Here is a 15,713-nt window from a genome sequence, read left to right as displayed (position 1 = left end):
TCTCGGGCGCGTCAGTGCAGCGAGATCGGTGCCGCGGACCGCTCGGTCACGTGCTTCGTCCGGGGCAGGAAGAAGGCGGGAACGAACGTGACGACGATCAGAACCAACGCGACCATGAAGGTGGTCCCGAAGGCCCTGGCCGAGATGTCGAAGGCCTCGACCTGGCTGGTTGCGGTCAGTGCGGGCTTCTGCTGAGCGGTCAGCACCACCGACATCAGTGCGGTACCTATCGACCCGGCCGCTTGCTGGACGATGTTCATCAACGTCGAGCCGCGCGCAACCGTCTCGTCGGTCAACGTCTGCAGCGCAGCCGTCATGATGGGCATCATCGTCGAACCGAGTCCGAGTCCCATGACGAACAATGCGCCGATGAGCACGGTGTACGAGGTGTCGGTGCCGACCCGAGTGAACACCGCCATCCCTGCGGTGATGAGCACCATCCCCACCAGCACGATCCTGCCGGGACCGAACTTGTCGGCGATCACTCCGGCGATCGGCATCGCGAGCATCGCACCGATGCCCTGGGGTGCGAGCAGCAGCCCGGCGGTCAGCGTCGTTTCGCCACGAAGCAGGAAATAGCTCGGGAACAGCAGACCCGCGCCCATGAGGGCCACCATGAAGAGCGTCGTGGTGATCACGGCCACGGTGAGCGACCTGTTCCGGAACAGCCGTAGATCGATCAGCGGATGCTGCACGCGCAGTGCATGGAACACGAACAGGACGATCAACACGAGCCCGACGATGACCGGGACCAGCACCTTCACCGCGAGAACGGTTTCGGTTTCGACCACCGAGGACGCGCCGTAGAGGAACAGTGCGAGGCCGGGCGAGAGCATCAGCATGCCGCGGAAATCGAAGGACTCGGACGGAGTCGGGTTGTCCTTGGGGAAGATCAGCACGGCCGCGATCAGAGCGAGGATGCCGATCGGCAGATTGATGAGGAAGATCCAGTGCCAACTCGCCGCATCGATCAGCCAGCCTCCGAGGATCGGCCCCGCGATGGGCCCGATGAGCATCGGGACACCGAGCACGGCCATCACGCGCCCGATCCGCTCCGGGCCTGCGGCCCGAGTCATGATCGTCATGCCCAGTGGCATCAGCATGCCTCCGCCGAGGCCCTGCAGCACTCGAAAGACGATGAGCGAGGTGATGTCCCACGCGAAGCTGCACAGCACCGAACCGAGGACGAACAGCACCAGTGCCGTGATGTAGAGGCGCTTGGTTCCGAATCGATCGGCAGCCCACCCCGTCAGCGGTATGACGGTGGCCAGGGCAAGCGTGTAGCCCGTCATCGTCCACGCGGCATTGGCGTAAGTGGTCTCGAAGACGTCGGTGAAGGTCCGGAGCGCGACGCTGACGACGGTGACGTCGAGTATCGACATGATGGCCCCGAGCACGACGACCCCGGCGATCTTCAGCAACGCGCCGTCGAGCTTCTCCGGAGAATCAGGCGACACGGGCTTCTGCAGGTCGGTCATGGTTCTCCAAGTCGATGAGAAGGAGCTGTGCGGCACGACGGACAGAGCTGCGTCGCCCATGGCAGTGACGATTCGGAACGAGAGTAACCGGCCGGTAGGTCTGTACTCAATCGACAAATCGGACACATCCGCAGGTCGACTACGACAAGGGCCACATCGCGAGGGCAGGCATGATCGTTCCATGACCACACACGGCGGCGTCGAGGCAGGCAGAGTCGTTCTACTCCGGCACGGCGAGACCGAATGGGCGCTTGCCGGCAAGCACACCGGTAACACCGATGTCCCCCTCACCAGCGTCGGCGAGCAACAGGCCGTCGAGGCCGGATCGCTGCTCCGATTACTGAACCTGCGCGATCCTCTGGTGATCACGAGCCCGCGAGAGCGCGCACGTCGAACCGCCGAGCTCGCAGGCCTGGAGGTCGATCGGACGTGGGATGCGTTGTCGGAGTGGGACTACGGAGACTACGAAGGCATCACGTCGACGCAGATCCACGAAACTGTGCCGCACTGGACCGTCTGGACGCATCCATGTCCGGGTGGTGAGTCCATCGGCGACATCGCCGTGCGCGTCGACATGGTGCTCCCGGTCGTCCTGCCGCTGTTGAGCGGCCGCGACGTCGTGTTGGTCGGTCACGGCCACTTCTCGCGCGCACTGATCGCCGGCTGGACCGAGGCCCCCATCACCGAGGGCAAACGCTTCGCCCTCTCGCCCGCCGCGTACTCGTTGCTCGGCTTCGAGCATTCGTTCCGCCAGCTCGTCGCACACAACGTGCACCCGTCGATCCTCACCGCCGCCACGGCACCGAAAGGAAACCCAGGATGATTCGCCGCGCCACCGAGGCCGATGTTCCCGCCGTCACCGCTCTCGTGCACGAACTCGCCGCATACGAGAAGTCGTCCTCGCTGTGCACCGTTCGAGACGAGCAGCTTCGCTCCGCTCTGTTCGGAGCGCAGCCGTCGGTGTTCGCGCACGTCGCCGAGCACGAGGGGACGGTGGTGGGGTGCGCGCTGTGGTTGCACAAATGTCAAATACCCCGTGTGTTGCGGTACGCTCCCCCACGTGCGCGCAATCATCTACACCCGAGTATCGGCAGACCAGGCAGGCAATCAGCGGTCTGTGACAGAGCAGGAACGGGAGTGCCGCGCGCTGTGCGAGCGTGAAGGCTGGGAGGTCGCGGACGTACTCACCGATAACGATATAGGCGCGTCCCGTTGGTCGGGCAAGGATCGGCCCGCTTACGCCCGCCTGACTGAGGTTCTGAAACCGGGCGACGTACTGGTCACCTGGGAGGCGTCTCGCGCCCAACGTGACCTCTCTGCATATGTGCAGTTGCGTGACCTGTGCGCGGAGCGTGGCGTGCTTTGGTCCTACTCGGGTCGAACGTACGACCTGACGAAGGGTGAGGATCGGTTCGGCACCGGACTGGATGCACTGATGGCCGAACGCGAGGCTGACGACATTCGCAAGCGAGTAAAGCGGGCGATGACGCAGAACCTCGCGGACGGCAAGCCACACGGGCGGACGCCCTACGGGTATCGGGCGGTACGAAACGATGCCGGCAAGTTCCAAGGCTGGGTCATCAACGAGGAGACGGCCACGCATGTTCGGGAGGCAGCGCGGCGCGTACTCGCGGGTGACACGATCCGGTCAATCAGCCGGGATTTCGACAGTCGCGGCATTCCAACACCGGGCGGCAAGGTGGCAGAACCGGGCGACAAACGCGGCGCATGGAACTCACCATCGCTACGCCGGATGATTCTGAACCCGACCATCGCGGGCCTGCGGGTCCATGACGGCAAGGTGGCTGGGCCTGGCACCTGGGAGGCGTTGATATCCGAGGACGATCACTACAAGCTGACTGCGCTGCTGAACGACAAGACGCGGCTTACCCACCGGGGCACCCGTCCCGCTTCCCTGCTGACGGGGATTGCGCTATGTGGGGTGTGCGCTACCACTGTCGCGAAGAAGCGGTCACGTAGCGAGTCGTACTACATATGCCCTGCGAAGGGCTGTGTGGCCCGCACGGTGCGGTTGGTGGACCCTTTGGTCGAGGAACTGGTGGTGTCGTGGCTTGAGCGGGTCGACGTGTTGTCGTTCGCGGCTGAGGACGATCCTGCGGCGGCGACCAAGCTGGCCGAACTGCAAGGGTTGCGGGCACGATTGGAAACGTTCACTGATTCGGCGGCGCAGGGCGAAATTACGCCGGCAGCTCTGGGCCGGATTGAGTCGCAGCTACTCCCCCAGATCGAGGCGGCAGAGGCTCAGTTGAGTTCGAGGCCGGTCGTGTTGGCGGTTGAGGACGTAGCGGGGGTGGATGCTCGGGAGGCTTGGGAGGGGTTGCCTATTGAGCGGAAGCGTCAGGTGATTTACGAAATCCTGACCGTGAGAATCGATCCGACAGGCAGTGGTCGCGGTTTCAAGCCTGACGCTCTGCGGTTCGAGTGGCGGTATGCGTGACGGTTTCGTGGTTCGTAAACCGACTATTGGCCGATTTCAAGGCCTCGCACACAACGATTTGGTAACGAATTATCACAGAGCAGTAACGGTGATCTTGCCCTGACGGCCTGACCAGCAGAAACGCAAAACGGCGCGAAAAGCCGTTTGATACTCTTAAAGGGCTATAAAAAAAGCCCCCGCCATGAGTGCACGAACACTCGTACCGGGGGCTACTTTGCGTGCTTCAAACCCGAGGAGAAACCATGCCCGATCAAAAGCTAGTCACCATCAAGTCAGCAGCCACACAGCTATCCACAACACCAAGGACGGTACACCGTCTCATTCGTGAAGGCAAGCTCGCCAGCGTGCGGCTGTCTGAGCGAATCCTGCGTATCCCCCAGGCGTCAATCGACGCACTAGCCGAGGAGTGAAGCCGTGGCCGCAATCAGCGTCCGTAGAAAAGTCGTGAAGCGGGCGGGTCACGCCCCCGACACCAAGTTTGTCCTACTGAGAGTGGCCGGTAACGGACGCCCTCACACCTGGGAACTTTCCCGTAAGGCACTGCGCGCCCTGGCCGACCAGATTGAAGACGCGCTCAACAACGAAGAGGATCACCGTACAAATGACGGGAACAACCAGAGTCAGTAACACCGTCGACAAATTCGCATGGCACAAGGCGTACAGCCGTCAGCATGACGTGAAGATCGAAGAGCGCCACGTCGGCTACATCATGTTCGATCACGCGCACAAAGACGGAACCGAGGCCCGACCCGGCATCGACCTGATTGTCGAATACACCGGGCTCAGCGAGCGAACCGTCAGCCGTCACCTAGCGGCCAACGTTGCGGCGGGTTGGCTGGTGTTGGTTTCCAGCGGCTCGAACTCGGGACGACTGGCAAAGAAGAGCGTTTACCGGCTGGCGTACCCCGCGAATCACCGGACACCCATGACCACTGATCGGGAGGAACACCAGACACCCATGACGGCTGATCGACCAGGAACACCAGACACGGGTGACGGGAACACCGGACACCCACGACCAGGAACACCAGACACGGGTGTCTACCTAACAGATCCTTTAACAAATCCAATAACAAACCCACTACCTACAGTAAGAGAGCCTGAGGTCGTGTCAGAAGATTGTTCCCCGTCCCAAGATCAGTCACCAGTGATCGAAGCAACTGTCGCTGACGCGACGGCTGGGGACGTGTCGGACGGCTACGAGTTCGATGCGCTGATGGAACGGGCGAGAACCGAAGAGTGGACCGCCCACGATTTTGACGAGTGGCGTGGTCCGGCTTATCTGACGCTCCCCCTCCCCGAGTACCGGCGACTGGCACAAGGCCTTTCGCGTGTGGTCGAAAGCACCCGAATGCGGAAAGCTACCGAAGAGGCATGGAGGCCTCGAATTGAGGCAGCTCGGCAGAAGATTCGTGCGTGTGAGTGGCTGAATGATTCTCAGCGGCAGGAGGTGATCGAGTTGTGCCAACAGCGCGAAAGTATGAGGCTGACCGATTTAGCTGACCTGCTGCCTGCTGCGGAGCGTGACGCGAAGTGGTCTGAGTTCGGGACGCTCAAATCGAAGATCGGGTCATGGACTCTCGGTAACCGGATCGTCGGCGGCGGGCTGTACCAGGTATGACGGTCTGGCTTGATCGGTACGACGCGGAACGGTTGACGGGGCGGTCTAGTCGCACGCTCCGTGACTGGTCCCGTCTAGGCATGGTCCGTACAGGCAAGCGCGGTGGGCGGGTCGTGTACGAACGTGGATCGTTGAAGATTGCTCAGCGTGTGGCGGCTGCCCGTTATCGGGATCGTCCCGTCATTGCTGGCCCCGGCAGGGGTCGTGTCGCTGGTGATCCGGTAACCGACTTGACGTTGTTCTGACGATAAAGATCACTGCCGAATGCGTTGGTAATCTTTATTTCGTGGGGTTGTCAGAACTACTACTATCGCGCCGATGACTGGGCACTGGCAGCCTCACCCTAAATTTTGGCTCAATAATCACTGCGCTGAACGCAACGAAAGGAGGGGCGATGGATTTACGAGAATGGCTGACCGAGCGTCAGGCCGCCGATCACGTCGGGCGTAGCCGGCGCACTCTCCAAGCGTGGCGGCAATCCGGCGAAGTCACGGCGTACAGGCAAGCACGTTCGCTGATTCTCTATGACCGCGAAAGCCTCGAACAGTGCGCGTCCGTTCAGGCGATGCGGTATCGCAAGAAGGTTGGACGGCCCGCAACAACTCAATAGTAAACACTAGTTAGACACCCCTGGCGGCAACGCTGGGGGATTTTTTATGCCCAAGTGAGGAACTAATGCCGACTGCCACCCTTGAACGCCCCACGGACGACATAGCCGACTACATCAAACGAATCGTTGACACGGCACCACCCCTCACAGAGGAACGGAAAAGCCGAATCGTCGCCCTGTTCCGAGCTGGTAGCTGAATGATCCTCCAATACTCGATGTGGGCAATCGTGCAAACCATCCCTGAATCCATCGCGTATTTGCGGGGCGGACTGTACCGACTGCCCAAGGCGGCACCCGAGGGCGCTAGCGAAACGAAACGAACTGACAGGCCAGGACCGAAAGCGCCGATGAACCTGAGTTGCGTGGACGCGGCAGACCTGCAACTAGACAACCTCGCATTCTGGGCTGAGGAATGCGGCGTTGATATGACCAACCTGGGTCGAACCTGGCGGTACGCCATCGGTCACCCCAGAGCCGGCGACGTGCGCGGAATCCTCTACGACGACTCACGCCCTGCTGACCGCCTGAGCCGTCGCCTACTGGACCGGATGGGCGACCTCGACTACCAGGAACCGGCAGGGATGCACGGCCACCTACACACCCTGATGGCACGTCACGCGACGACCTGGCCCGTAATCCACGACCTACTCAACCATTTCAGCGGGATCGGAACGAAAGCAGGCGCGGCGTGAGAACACTTCCCGGCCTGGGTGGCGACACAGACGATGCCCAGGCAAACGCCCCGGTCGCTTTCCCGAAACGCTGGGTGGACGAACACGAAGCCCTGCGAATCACCGGACGCTCACCACGCACATTGCGGCGATGGGCCACAAACCGAGACGTGCGACGACGGGTACGAGCGGGCGAACACGTCTACGAGGTCAGTGACTTAGTCGCAGCGGTAGCCGAAACGAACCGGCGCTACACAACGACCAGGCGGGAATGCGGCCAGATGGGCGGCAGACCCCGAAGCCCTAAACGGGAACGCATCGCCGAACTGCTCAAACGAAACAAGCCAGTCAGGCAAATTGCCCGCGAATGCGAATGCAGCCGCAGCCTTGTTAAGTCAGTGGAACAGGAAATGGTAAATGAGAATCAGTGACACCGACCGGCAACGCGCCACGACCGCAGTCCATGCCGTCAAGCGCGGCGACACAGCCGGATTCAACAGTGAAATGGACGATGCCATTCGTGACGGTGGGTGGATGCGCTTCGCCTACGCGCTTGCCGAACTCGGTGAAGTCATCGACCCATGATGTTGACGTGGAACGTTGGTAAACGTTACAACAAGCCAGGCCAAACACGTCGGGAATATTCACTCACCTTGACCGATAGATTCGGGTCCAGCCACTACACCAAGGGCTTTACAGTCACGGCTTTACGCAAATTCTGCGATGCCCTACAGGATGCGGTGGACGGCAACTATGGATCAACTCACGAATGGTACTCAACCCCGTGCCGAAGATATCGAAGACAGGTAGTTGTCGAGAAGGGGCGGACCCAGATTTCCGCCGAACCAAAAGAACTCGCTCGCTTAGTCGAACAGATTGACTACCTGTTAGGGGATATCTGAATGGGCACACCTGCTGATATGCCGAAGGTGATGCGGCCACGTAAATACGGCGGCGCAATCCTGCTGAACGGCGTAAACCACTACCGCTCAGAAACCAGCGTCACCGACGCACCCACCAACCCGAAGGACAAAGACAATGACCGACCTTACTGAACTCACCACCGCCGAGCTGGCCGCAAAGGTGACCGTTCTCGAATCCCGCCTCGAACTGCTGCTGAGCTGCTACCAGGAACTGGCCGAAGACCTCGACAGCAATGTCGAAGACGTGGACACCCTGACCGACCGCCTGGCCGCTGCGGCATACGTCCTGATCGGCGGTGACGAAAGTGAGTGAACCAACCGGAACCGAAACCGAGGATGAGCCGGTGGTGACCGAACCTGACGAACAGGTCACCGACCCCGAGGTCAATCCCGAAATGGAAACGCTGCGGCGTGACCTCGAAGCCGCACGCGTCGAACTCGAAACCACCCGCAACACCCTGACTGCGATAACCACCGAGCGCGACGGACTGCAACTCGCGCAGCTCAAAGCCGATGTAGCGCGAGAGAACGGACTGCCTGCCGGGGTGTTGGCCGGCAAGGATCGCGCCGAACTCGAAGCCCACGCGGAGACATTGAAGGAATGGCAGAAGGCGCAGCCGACACGAACCGGACCCGCGCGCCAATCCCGAAGCGGACTCTCAGGCGGCTACATGCCGACCCTGAACGGCAGAGAACGCGCCGCCCAAGCTCTCCGAAACTCCTGACACGAAAGAACCACGATGACCGAACCAGAATCCACCAGCGCCCGCCTCGCAGCGGACTACGCACCGTACGTCGATATGGCTGGTGTGGCCGCGCTCAAGGCATCCCACCTCGAAGCAATCAGCGATATCGAAGCCGATACACGCCTGAGCGATGAGGGTAAGAAGATCGAACTGGCGAAAGCGTACGAGGCGAATCAGGCCGCGATGGACGGCTACCGCGCCAAGTTCGAGGCGGAAACCGACAAGGCGAGCGTGACCGCCGGCAAACGACTGTTCGGGCCTGCGGCCACCGATCCCGCGTCATTGCTCTCTCACCGTGACGCCCTCGACCGTGCCGAGAAGATCACCACCGAGGATGACGCCCGCGCTCAGATCGACCGCGCACGCTACAGCGGTGACGAATCAATGGTCCGTGCCCTCACCATGCAGGCCCACCGCAAGGGCTGGGACTCAGTACTGGGCGAGGTCGAGAAGTTCTCACCGGGCACCGGGGCCAAGCTGGACGCCTACCGGGCAATACCGGGCCGCAACAAACTGTCCGTCAAATCAATGTTTAGCGTGTCCGTCCCGAATCAGTTCCGCTCAGGCTTGGACGGTGCAACCAACACGGCAAGCCTGCGCATGTGGGCAAGCAAGGGCTGACGCTGAATGGCAACCAAGACAGCGCCACTCGACCTAGTAGAGGCCACAGCATCCGGTGACACCACCGCAACCCTGATCGCACTCCGTGACCTACTTGCACGGACCATCGCAGACACAGGGTCAGCCCGCGAAATAGCGTCACTCACGCGCCAATTCGTGGACGTGCTGGGCGAACTCGACGGCCGCAAACCAGCGAAGCCCACCAAGCAATCACCGATGGACGAACTCGCAGAGATACGCAAGGCACGCGGCAACACAGGACCACGAATCAAACCGCGCCAAATGGACGACCACGGCAACACCGCTGTGGACAAGGGGTAAGCAATGTCCGCACGAACGGGGCATCGAACCTACCGAGCAAGACGGGCAAGGCTCAAACGAACCAACACCGTCTGCGCACTCTGCGGCAGAGAGATCGATCCTGAACTCAAGTGGCCTGACCCTGGCTCATTCAGTGCCGACCACATCACCCCAGTGAGCAAGGGCGGGCACAACCTAGGCCCACTGCAAGCGGCACACCTGGGATGCAACTCAGCCAGAGGCAACCGGACAGTCCAACAACCATCCAAAGCACTACGCGAGTGGTAACAAACCAGGGCACAAAGAAGCCCTCAGATCCATTCTAAGAACACCCACACACCGACCATCCAAGAGGTAGGGAACGCACTCACAGGCGCTCCACGGAGCAGCTAGAGGGGTGGGCGGGTACTCCCCTTCGGACTCGGGGCAGCACCTCTGGCTTTGCTTTCGAGACCCCTCCGAGCTCTCATTTCCTCCAAGGGGTGATGGTTCGCCGGGTAGTCCGTTGTCCGCTCTCTGTGCCGTTCAGGTGTGTTCCTGAGCCTGGTCGGACCCTGTTTACCAATCAAGCGCGTTAGGCCCTCAGTCATTCGGCTGGGGGCCTTTTTCGTGCACCCATTTACTTACGAATTGAGGCCACATTGGCTGAGTTAGACCCGTCACCGCTAGTCCGAGTTGAGGCCGCAAATTTGTGGGTCGCTCTGACTGAGTGTGGTGGCGATCCGAAGAAAGTTATGGCCGCGCTCGAACGGGCGGCTGAGAAGGGTGACGTGGACCTGTTCCCGTCGATTCTGTCGTTTGCCCTCATTGGGTTTTTCACGAGCAGTTGGCCGGCTGTCCTGGCGCAACTCGAAGCGCATGGCGTGACGGGTGACGCGGTGCAGACAGGTATCGGAACCGTGATGGCGGGCCAGCTTTCGGACTACCTACGCGCTGACGTGACGGTGAAGGAGGCGACGACCGATGGCCGTTGAACTCGCAACAGCTTACGTCTCGCTGGTCGTAGACACCCGGCGCATACCGGGCCAGATCAACGGGGCGATGAATGCCGCGCAGGGCCAGGCGTCTGCTGCCGGTAAGGGCATGGGCGACAAGCTCGCCTCAGGCATGGCAACCACGTTCAAGGTTGGCGCGGCGGCGGCTATGGCTACCGCTGGCGGCGTTGCTGCGGCTGCGTTCACCAAGGGGTTCGGTCGCCTCAAAGCGATTGACGACGCGCAGGGCAAGCTCAAAGCTTTGGGTAACGACACTGCTGGCGTCGCGGCGATCATGGACTCAGCCCTGGCGTCCGTGAAGGGCACCAGCTACGGGCTGGGTGACGCTGCGAACATTGCGGCCAGTGCGGTCGCTGCCGGGGTGAAGCCCGGTAAGGACTTGACTCGCTATCTCGGGTTGACGGCGGATGCTGCGTCTATCGCGGGTACGTCGCTGGCCGAAATGGGCCAGATCATCAACAAGGTGCAGACTTCCGGCACTGCGTACACGATGGAAATTACGCAGCTTGCCGACCGTGGTCTACCTATCTGGCAGTGGCTTGCCGCCGAAATGGGCGTCACCGCAGGCGAAATGAAGGGCCTCGTAGCTGAGGGCAAGGTCGACTCAGCTACCTACCTCGCGGCAATCGAGAAGAACATCGGCGGCGCGGCCACCGCTGCCACCACCGTTTCGAGCGCCTACAGCAACATGAACGCGGCGCTAGGTCGTGTCGGTGCCGAAGCCTTGAAGCCCACGTTTGCACGCCTCATCGGCGGCCTGACAGGCGTTACCGGGGCACTCGATACCGTCACCCCGAAGGTCACCGACCTCGCGGAATCGTTCGATCAAAAGGTGTTCGAGGAATGGGCACCGAAGATGATCGAAGCGGGTGGCGCAGTCAAGCGTGCGCTGGCCGATTTCGCGGAAACCGATATGGCTCGCGATTCGCTACGCCGGGTCACGAACGTCATCACGGAACTACTGGACGCAGGGCGGGACGCACGGCCCGCAATCCAGTCCATTGTCACCAGCCTCGCGCAAGCGTCGGGCGCATTGGGTGTCTCATCGTGGCAGGTGCTACTTGCCATCCTCGAATCGACTGCGGCTATTGCTAATTCGGTTCTGGTGCCGGCGTTGGACACCACCGCGTCACTGATGGCAGACAATCAGACGGCAGTGACGGCGCTTATCGGCGCGTTCCTGTTGTTCAAGACCATTCCGGCGATGGTTGGCCGGATCGCACCACCGTTGGACAAGTTGCGGACTACGGCGGCGGCTACGGCTGCCGGTACCGCTGCGGCGGGTAGCGGCCTGACTGCCTACCAGCGCGGCATTCTGGGCACGGCGAACGCAGCAACCACCGCACGCACGGGCCTGAGCAATTTCGGTCGTGAGGTTCGGCTGACGCAGGACTATGCGCGGGCCGCTGGCCGGCCACTGGGCACGATGAGCGCAAGCCTGTTGACGTTGCAGTCGAGTGCGGTGGGCGCAACGGGTGCGATGGGGCGGCTCAAGTCGGGTGCGTCGGCTGCGGTCGGTGCATTGGGTGGCCCGGTGGGCGTTGGCGTCACGGCGGCGTTGATCGCGGTACCTCAGTTGATTTCGGCGGCAAAGAACTGGGACGAGCAAGCGAAGATTTCTTCTAAAGCGTCCGATGACGTTGCGGAGTCTCAGACGAAGATGGCCGACGCGTTCTTCAAATCGGCTGGCAGTGTTGACGATTCGGTCATGGCTCAGATCACGGGCCAGACGGATACGTTGCTGGGCAAGCTCAGGGACACGTCGGAGTCTGCCCCCGGTTTCTGGGAGAAGGAACTGGCCCCGTTTAAGAACGTGTGGTCACGGGTGCAGGGCGGTTCCGGCTCTATCGGGTCCGAACAGCTTGCAGAACGCGCCGAAATGGCCGAGGCCGCAAAAACAACGCTCGAAGAACTGTCGAACCTGAAAATCGGCAATGACCAGTTGTCGCAGGCCCTCGCGGGAAGCGACGGCGGGTGGCGTTCGTTCATTGATCGGATCACCGCTACCGGCCAGGTCAGTGCGGACACCCTGGACGACCTCAACGGCATGCGTGAGGCGGTCGAGAAGCAACGCGCAGCGGCGCAGTCGGTCACCCCCGGCATTGTCGAGTTGGCCTCGCAGATTGGCGTTCTGGCCGATGAAGCGTCGTCGGCTGATGACAAGTCGAGTGCGCTCAAGCGGACGTTGGAGATTCTGGCCGGCGTACCGGCTGAGGCGTCGGCGGCTATGTCGGACTACAACAAGGTGGTTCGGGAGCTGAAAGATTCTCTGTCGGAGCCGGTCGATTCCACGTTGGGTATCGGTGAAGGGTTGGGCGGTGTCGAAGGCATCCTCAACGGTGCCACCGAGAACGGCGCGGCTATCCGTTCGGAGCTTGAGAAGATGCTGGACGCCACGGTGGCGGCTGGTGTGGCCGGCAACGATCTAGGCCCGATTTTCGAGAACAATCGGGGCATCATCGACAGCCTGGCGGAGCGTTTTCAGGTGCTCCCCGAGGTTATCGACGCGGTTGCCGAGAGGGCCGGATACCTGCCTGAGGCAATCGACATGCTGGTGCGGGTCGAAGGCGCAACGGGTGTCACAGCCGAGTTGGGCAAACTGTCACTGGCAGCAAATCATCTGGTCGACGGTGAAAAGGTTGTCGAGGTCAACGCGCTCACTGAGGATGCGCAGAAGAAGCTCGACGCGGCGAATGTGGCCTGGGAGAAGGTAGGCGAAGGCGATTCGGCTTACTACACAATCGACCTGAACGATGCTGATGCACGGTCGAAGCTGGACGGTTTCGTGCAGGCCGGTTTGACGCTCGCGGATATGGAGTTCGAGACTGGCGTCAAGCTCGATACCACCGAGTTCGAGAACGGCACCAGGGAAACCAGGGGTCTGATCGAGGCTCTGAGCGCATTGGATGCCGAACCGGGCGCACGGTTACTGCTGGACGAATTGAAGGTCGGTAAGTCCATTGCGGTAGAGGATTTGCTGAACCTGTCGAACCAGGTCGCGGACCCGAAAGCCGTGCTGGACATTGCGAAGCTACTGACCGACAAGGCAGAGGCTGAGCGGCTGCTGGACCAGATCGCGAATGTTCGCCGTGTGGCGCAGATCGTTGTCGAGGTTCAGGAGTTGAACCCGAACGGGTACGGCCCGAACAACCGGAACTTTGGCGAGGCACTGGCCGAACGGTTCCCGGTGCAACGTCGCGCGAACGGCGGCATTGACCGGCTACCCGAACAGGCAACGATCAAGCAAGGTGCCGGCGCGGGAGTGGTCAACTGGGCTGAGGGCGAGACGGGCGGTGAGGCGTTCATTCCGCTTCACCCCTCGAAGCGCATGCGGTCTGCGGGCATCCTCGCGGACGTGGCGGGACGGTTCGGCTACAAGCTGGACAAGTTCGCTGACGGCGGTATCCGTGCGGCACTGTCGGCGGGTCGTTCGGTTGAGGGCAACAAGTATGTGTGGGGCGGTACGGGGCCGACTGGTTTCGATTGCTCGGGGTTTGTTGGCTGGTTGCAGCAGATCGCAATGGGCATTGTGGATTCCACGAAGCGGCTCTACACGACTCACACGCTGATCGGCGGCGATACTGCCGGGTTGGTGCAGGGGCTTGGCCCCGCTGGCACGTTGTTTCAGGTGGGCGTCTCTGACGATCACATGGCGGCGACAATCGACGGTCTCGCGGCAGAGTCGGGCGGCGCGCATGGCACGTCGGGTATCGGTGGCGGTCGCGCGAGTGCGCAAGACTCGCAGTTTCCGTACAAGTTCCATTTGCCGAACAGCATGGTTGCCGACATTGCCGAGGGTGTCTACAACACCACGGGCGGTCAGGATCGCAGCTCTAGCAGTCGGTCGAAGTCTGCCCCTAAGTGGAATGACACGGATGAGGAGAAGCTGACCTCTGCGCAGATTGCGGTGACGCAGGCTGAGGAAGCCCGAGACAAGTTGTACGCCAACGATAAGAAGTCGGCGGCGGATCGGGAGCAGGCGGACAGCAAGGTTCGGCAGGCGCAGAACAAGGTTGTCGACTTGCAGGCGAAGAAGGATGACGCGGCGAACTATGTCGCGGAAGGTCCAGCGCCTCAGGCACCCGCGTTGGAGAAGGCTTACACGGAACAGGAATTGACGCTGATCGACGCGCAGCTAGCGGTCGACAGTGCCAACGAACGCCGTAATGAGGTCTACGACAACATGGATTCCACGGCGACGGAGCTTGCGAAGGCGGACGCTGACCTGTCTATGGCTCAGCAGAAGCTTGACGATGTTCTGTCGGGTAAGGATTCGGCCAGTGGCTCGGGTGGCGGATTCAATGTCAAGACTCGCTTACGTGACTACGTGACCGACATTGCCGGTATCGGGTTCGATGCGATGATGGCGCAGGTTCCGTTCGGTATCGGTGAGTCGCGGTGGTGGGACGTGGGCGCTGAGGTTGCCGGCCTGGCCGGTGAAGCGTCCAAGAACAGCATGACGCCTGTGACGCCGAAGTTCTCTAATGAGGACGTTGATTCGCAGCTCGGGTTCAACCCCGAGGACGGAATGCCTGAGTGGTTCGAGCAGCTACGGAAGATGGCACCGAAGGTGTACGACACGGGCGGCTGGTTGATGCCGGGTGAGACCGCCATCAACCTGTCGGACAAGCCTGAGCCGATCTTCAACAGTCCGAAGCAGTTGGCGCAGTTCGCAGGCGGGCTACTGCCTGCGGCTGCCACGGGCGGCGCGGATTACTCGATCAACATGGGTGACGTGACGGTTGCCGATCCACGCCAGTTCGAGGCGATGTTGAAGCAGAAGCAGATGGAGCAGCGCGCGCGGACCAGTTCGCGGCGGTAGAGATACGAGAGCGCCCCACCAATCCCTCAGCGGGACGGTGGGGCGCTTTTCTGCGTTTGTGGGCTATCGAGGTTCGATGGTGAGTCGGTAGACGCTCACGCCGTCCTCAACGGCAATCAAGCCGCCTGCCGGGTCGGGTTCGGCGGTCCAGCTCTCAGCTATGAGCCAGTTGACCATTTCGGCCAGGGCTTCCGATTCGGTGGCGTAGTTCTCCCCCTCTGTCTGCACGCCGTCTGCGGTCAGTGGGTGGGCAAGCACTGTGTACATGAGCGGGTCCGTTCTGGTGGCTGTACGGGCAACTGAGGGGCGGGCCGATCACCCGCCCCCGGTGGGTTACTTGATGACTGCGGCGAAGACCTGAACGCCGTCTGAGTGAACCGTCCTGGGACTGGTGGAGACTGTGATCTCACCAGGAGAATGCAGATATGGGTGCACCAAGGAAGTTCGATGCCGAGACGCGTGAGCGCG

Annotated in this window: 17 protein-coding genes and 1 pseudogene; 16 read left to right on the top strand and 2 right to left on the bottom strand. The window is 61.5% G+C overall.

Annotation, left to right across the window (positions count from 1 at the left end):
• Positions 1 to 11: 11 nt before the first annotated feature.
• Positions 12 to 1,478: a DHA2 family efflux MFS transporter permease subunit gene (locus tag AB0362_RS00090; RefSeq protein ID WP_317809316.1), complete on the bottom strand. Its 1,467-nt coding sequence runs from the start codon at positions 1,476 to 1,478 to the stop codon at positions 12 to 14.
• 181 nt (positions 1,479 to 1,659) lie between these two features.
• Here AB0362_RS00090 and AB0362_RS00085 point away from each other — a divergent pair, with 181 nt between their 5' ends.
• The 16 genes and pseudogenes from AB0362_RS00085 (at position 1,660) to AB0362_RS00010 (ending at position 15,245) form a co-directional block, all read left to right on the top strand.
• Complete coding sequence (locus AB0362_RS00085) at positions 1,660 to 2,301, top strand: acid phosphatase (protein ID WP_317809314.1); 642 nt, start codon at positions 1,660 to 1,662, stop codon at positions 2,299 to 2,301.
• Positions 2,298 to 2,492 (top strand): annotated as a pseudogene (locus tag AB0362_RS00080) (GNAT family N-acetyltransferase); the annotation flags it as partial. The gene AB0362_RS00085 and the pseudogene AB0362_RS00080, both read left to right, overlap by 4 nt.
• A 46-nt stretch (positions 2,493 to 2,538) precedes the next feature.
• The gene (locus tag AB0362_RS00075) at positions 2,539 to 3,936 is read left to right on the top strand and encodes a recombinase family protein (RefSeq protein ID WP_317809313.1); all 1,398 of its coding nucleotides are present in this window, start codon (positions 2,539 to 2,541) and stop codon (positions 3,934 to 3,936) included.
• Between the two features lie 242 nt (positions 3,937 to 4,178).
• The gene (locus AB0362_RS00070; protein WP_366234662.1) at positions 4,179 to 4,346 is read left to right on the top strand and encodes a helix-turn-helix domain-containing protein; all 168 of its coding nucleotides are present in this window, start codon (positions 4,179 to 4,181) and stop codon (positions 4,344 to 4,346) included.
• Positions 4,347 to 4,537: 191 nt separating this feature from the next.
• Complete coding sequence (locus AB0362_RS00065; RefSeq protein WP_317809312.1) at positions 4,538 to 5,557, top strand: hypothetical protein; 1,020 nt, start codon at positions 4,538 to 4,540, stop codon at positions 5,555 to 5,557.
• A gap of 394 nt (positions 5,558 to 5,951) precedes the next feature.
• Positions 5,952 to 6,167: a helix-turn-helix domain-containing protein gene (locus AB0362_RS00060; protein ID WP_366234661.1), complete on the top strand. Its 216-nt coding sequence runs from the start codon at positions 5,952 to 5,954 to the stop codon at positions 6,165 to 6,167.
• 425 nt (positions 6,168 to 6,592) lie between these two features.
• Positions 6,593 to 6,859, top strand: coding sequence for a hypothetical protein (locus AB0362_RS00055; protein ID WP_317809311.1), 267 nt, complete (start codon positions 6,593 to 6,595; stop codon positions 6,857 to 6,859).
• Positions 6,860 to 7,255: 396 nt separating this feature from the next.
• Positions 7,256 to 7,423 (top strand): hypothetical protein, encoded by a 168-nt coding sequence (locus tag AB0362_RS00050; protein ID WP_317809310.1) that lies wholly within the window; start codon positions 7,256 to 7,258, stop codon positions 7,421 to 7,423.
• Positions 7,424 to 7,740: 317 nt separating this feature from the next.
• Entirely contained in the window at positions 7,741 to 7,893 is a 153-nt protein-coding gene (locus tag AB0362_RS00045) for a hypothetical protein (protein WP_317809308.1), read from the top strand.
• Positions 7,877 to 8,074, top strand: coding sequence for a hypothetical protein (locus tag AB0362_RS00040; RefSeq protein ID WP_317809307.1), 198 nt, complete (start codon positions 7,877 to 7,879; stop codon positions 8,072 to 8,074). The genes AB0362_RS00045 and AB0362_RS00040 overlap by 17 nt, the downstream gene beginning before the upstream one ends.
• Positions 8,067 to 8,486 carry a hypothetical protein gene (locus tag AB0362_RS00035; protein WP_366234660.1) on the top strand — a complete coding sequence of 140 codons (420 nt, stop codon included), beginning with the start codon at positions 8,067 to 8,069 and terminating at the stop codon, positions 8,484 to 8,486. The genes AB0362_RS00040 and AB0362_RS00035 overlap by 8 nt, the downstream gene beginning before the upstream one ends.
• A 15-nt stretch (positions 8,487 to 8,501) precedes the next feature.
• Complete coding sequence (locus AB0362_RS00030; protein ID WP_317810954.1) at positions 8,502 to 9,128, top strand: hypothetical protein; 627 nt, start codon at positions 8,502 to 8,504, stop codon at positions 9,126 to 9,128.
• Positions 9,129 to 9,134: 6 nt separating this feature from the next.
• The gene (locus tag AB0362_RS00025) at positions 9,135 to 9,449 is read left to right on the top strand and encodes a hypothetical protein (protein ID WP_366234659.1); all 315 of its coding nucleotides are present in this window, start codon (positions 9,135 to 9,137) and stop codon (positions 9,447 to 9,449) included.
• Between the two features lie 3 nt (positions 9,450 to 9,452).
• Entirely contained in the window at positions 9,453 to 9,716 is a 264-nt protein-coding gene (locus tag AB0362_RS00020) for an HNH endonuclease (RefSeq protein ID WP_317810951.1), read from the top strand.
• A gap of 446 nt (positions 9,717 to 10,162) precedes the next feature.
• Complete coding sequence (locus tag AB0362_RS00015; RefSeq protein ID WP_317810952.1) at positions 10,163 to 10,402, top strand: hypothetical protein; 240 nt, start codon at positions 10,163 to 10,165, stop codon at positions 10,400 to 10,402.
• The gene (locus AB0362_RS00010) at positions 10,392 to 15,245 is read left to right on the top strand and encodes a tape measure protein (protein ID WP_366234658.1); all 4,854 of its coding nucleotides are present in this window, start codon (positions 10,392 to 10,394) and stop codon (positions 15,243 to 15,245) included. The genes AB0362_RS00015 and AB0362_RS00010 overlap by 11 nt, the downstream gene beginning before the upstream one ends.
• A 63-nt stretch (positions 15,246 to 15,308) precedes the next feature.
• Here the strand turns inward: AB0362_RS00010 and AB0362_RS00005 are convergent, their stop codons facing one another.
• The gene (locus tag AB0362_RS00005) at positions 15,309 to 15,512 is read right to left on the bottom strand and encodes a hypothetical protein (RefSeq protein ID WP_317808800.1); all 204 of its coding nucleotides are present in this window, start codon (positions 15,510 to 15,512) and stop codon (positions 15,309 to 15,311) included.
• Between the last annotated feature and the right edge of the window lie 201 nt (positions 15,513 to 15,713).

The organism is Rhodococcus sp. NPDC079359 (genome assembly GCF_040702585.1).
In the GTDB taxonomy this organism is placed as follows: Bacteria; Actinomycetota; Actinomycetes; order Mycobacteriales; family Mycobacteriaceae; genus Rhodococcoides.
Note: the sequence above shows the minus strand (reverse complement) of the source record. Positions and strands in the feature narration are given on the sequence as shown.

What these genes read in the sequence shown, in the direction of transcription:
- AB0362_RS00005 (WP_317808800.1), bottom strand. Translation starts at nt 15,512, where the DNA reads ATGTACACAGTGCTTGCCCACCCACTGACCGCAGACGGCGTGCAGACA.
- AB0362_RS00025 (WP_366234659.1), top strand. Translation starts at nt 9,135, where the DNA reads ATGGCAACCAAGACAGCGCCACTCGACCTAGTAGAGGCCACAGCATCC.
- AB0362_RS00085 (WP_317809314.1), top strand. Translation starts at nt 1,660, where the DNA reads ATGACCACACACGGCGGCGTCGAGGCAGGCAGAGTCGTTCTACTCCGG.
- AB0362_RS00050 (WP_317809310.1), top strand. Translation starts at nt 7,256, where the DNA reads ATGAGAATCAGTGACACCGACCGGCAACGCGCCACGACCGCAGTCCAT.
- AB0362_RS00020 (WP_317810951.1), top strand. Translation starts at nt 9,453, where the DNA reads ATGTCCGCACGAACGGGGCATCGAACCTACCGAGCAAGACGGGCAAGG.
- AB0362_RS00045 (WP_317809308.1), top strand. Translation starts at nt 7,741, where the DNA reads ATGGGCACACCTGCTGATATGCCGAAGGTGATGCGGCCACGTAAATAC.
- AB0362_RS00065 (WP_317809312.1), top strand. Translation starts at nt 4,538, where the DNA reads ATGACGGGAACAACCAGAGTCAGTAACACCGTCGACAAATTCGCATGG.
- AB0362_RS00030 (WP_317810954.1), top strand. Translation starts at nt 8,502, where the DNA reads ATGACCGAACCAGAATCCACCAGCGCCCGCCTCGCAGCGGACTACGCA.
- AB0362_RS00010 (WP_366234658.1), top strand. Translation starts at nt 10,392, where the DNA reads ATGGCCGTTGAACTCGCAACAGCTTACGTCTCGCTGGTCGTAGACACC.
- AB0362_RS00040 (WP_317809307.1), top strand. Translation starts at nt 7,877, where the DNA reads ATGACCGACCTTACTGAACTCACCACCGCCGAGCTGGCCGCAAAGGTG.
- AB0362_RS00015 (WP_317810952.1), top strand. Translation starts at nt 10,163, where the DNA reads ATGGCCGCGCTCGAACGGGCGGCTGAGAAGGGTGACGTGGACCTGTTC.
- AB0362_RS00055 (WP_317809311.1), top strand. Translation starts at nt 6,593, where the DNA reads ATGACCAACCTGGGTCGAACCTGGCGGTACGCCATCGGTCACCCCAGA.
- AB0362_RS00070 (WP_366234662.1), top strand. Translation starts at nt 4,179, where the DNA reads ATGCCCGATCAAAAGCTAGTCACCATCAAGTCAGCAGCCACACAGCTA.
- AB0362_RS00090 (WP_317809316.1), bottom strand. Translation starts at nt 1,478, where the DNA reads ATGACCGACCTGCAGAAGCCCGTGTCGCCTGATTCTCCGGAGAAGCTC.
- AB0362_RS00060 (WP_366234661.1), top strand. Translation starts at nt 5,952, where the DNA reads ATGGATTTACGAGAATGGCTGACCGAGCGTCAGGCCGCCGATCACGTC.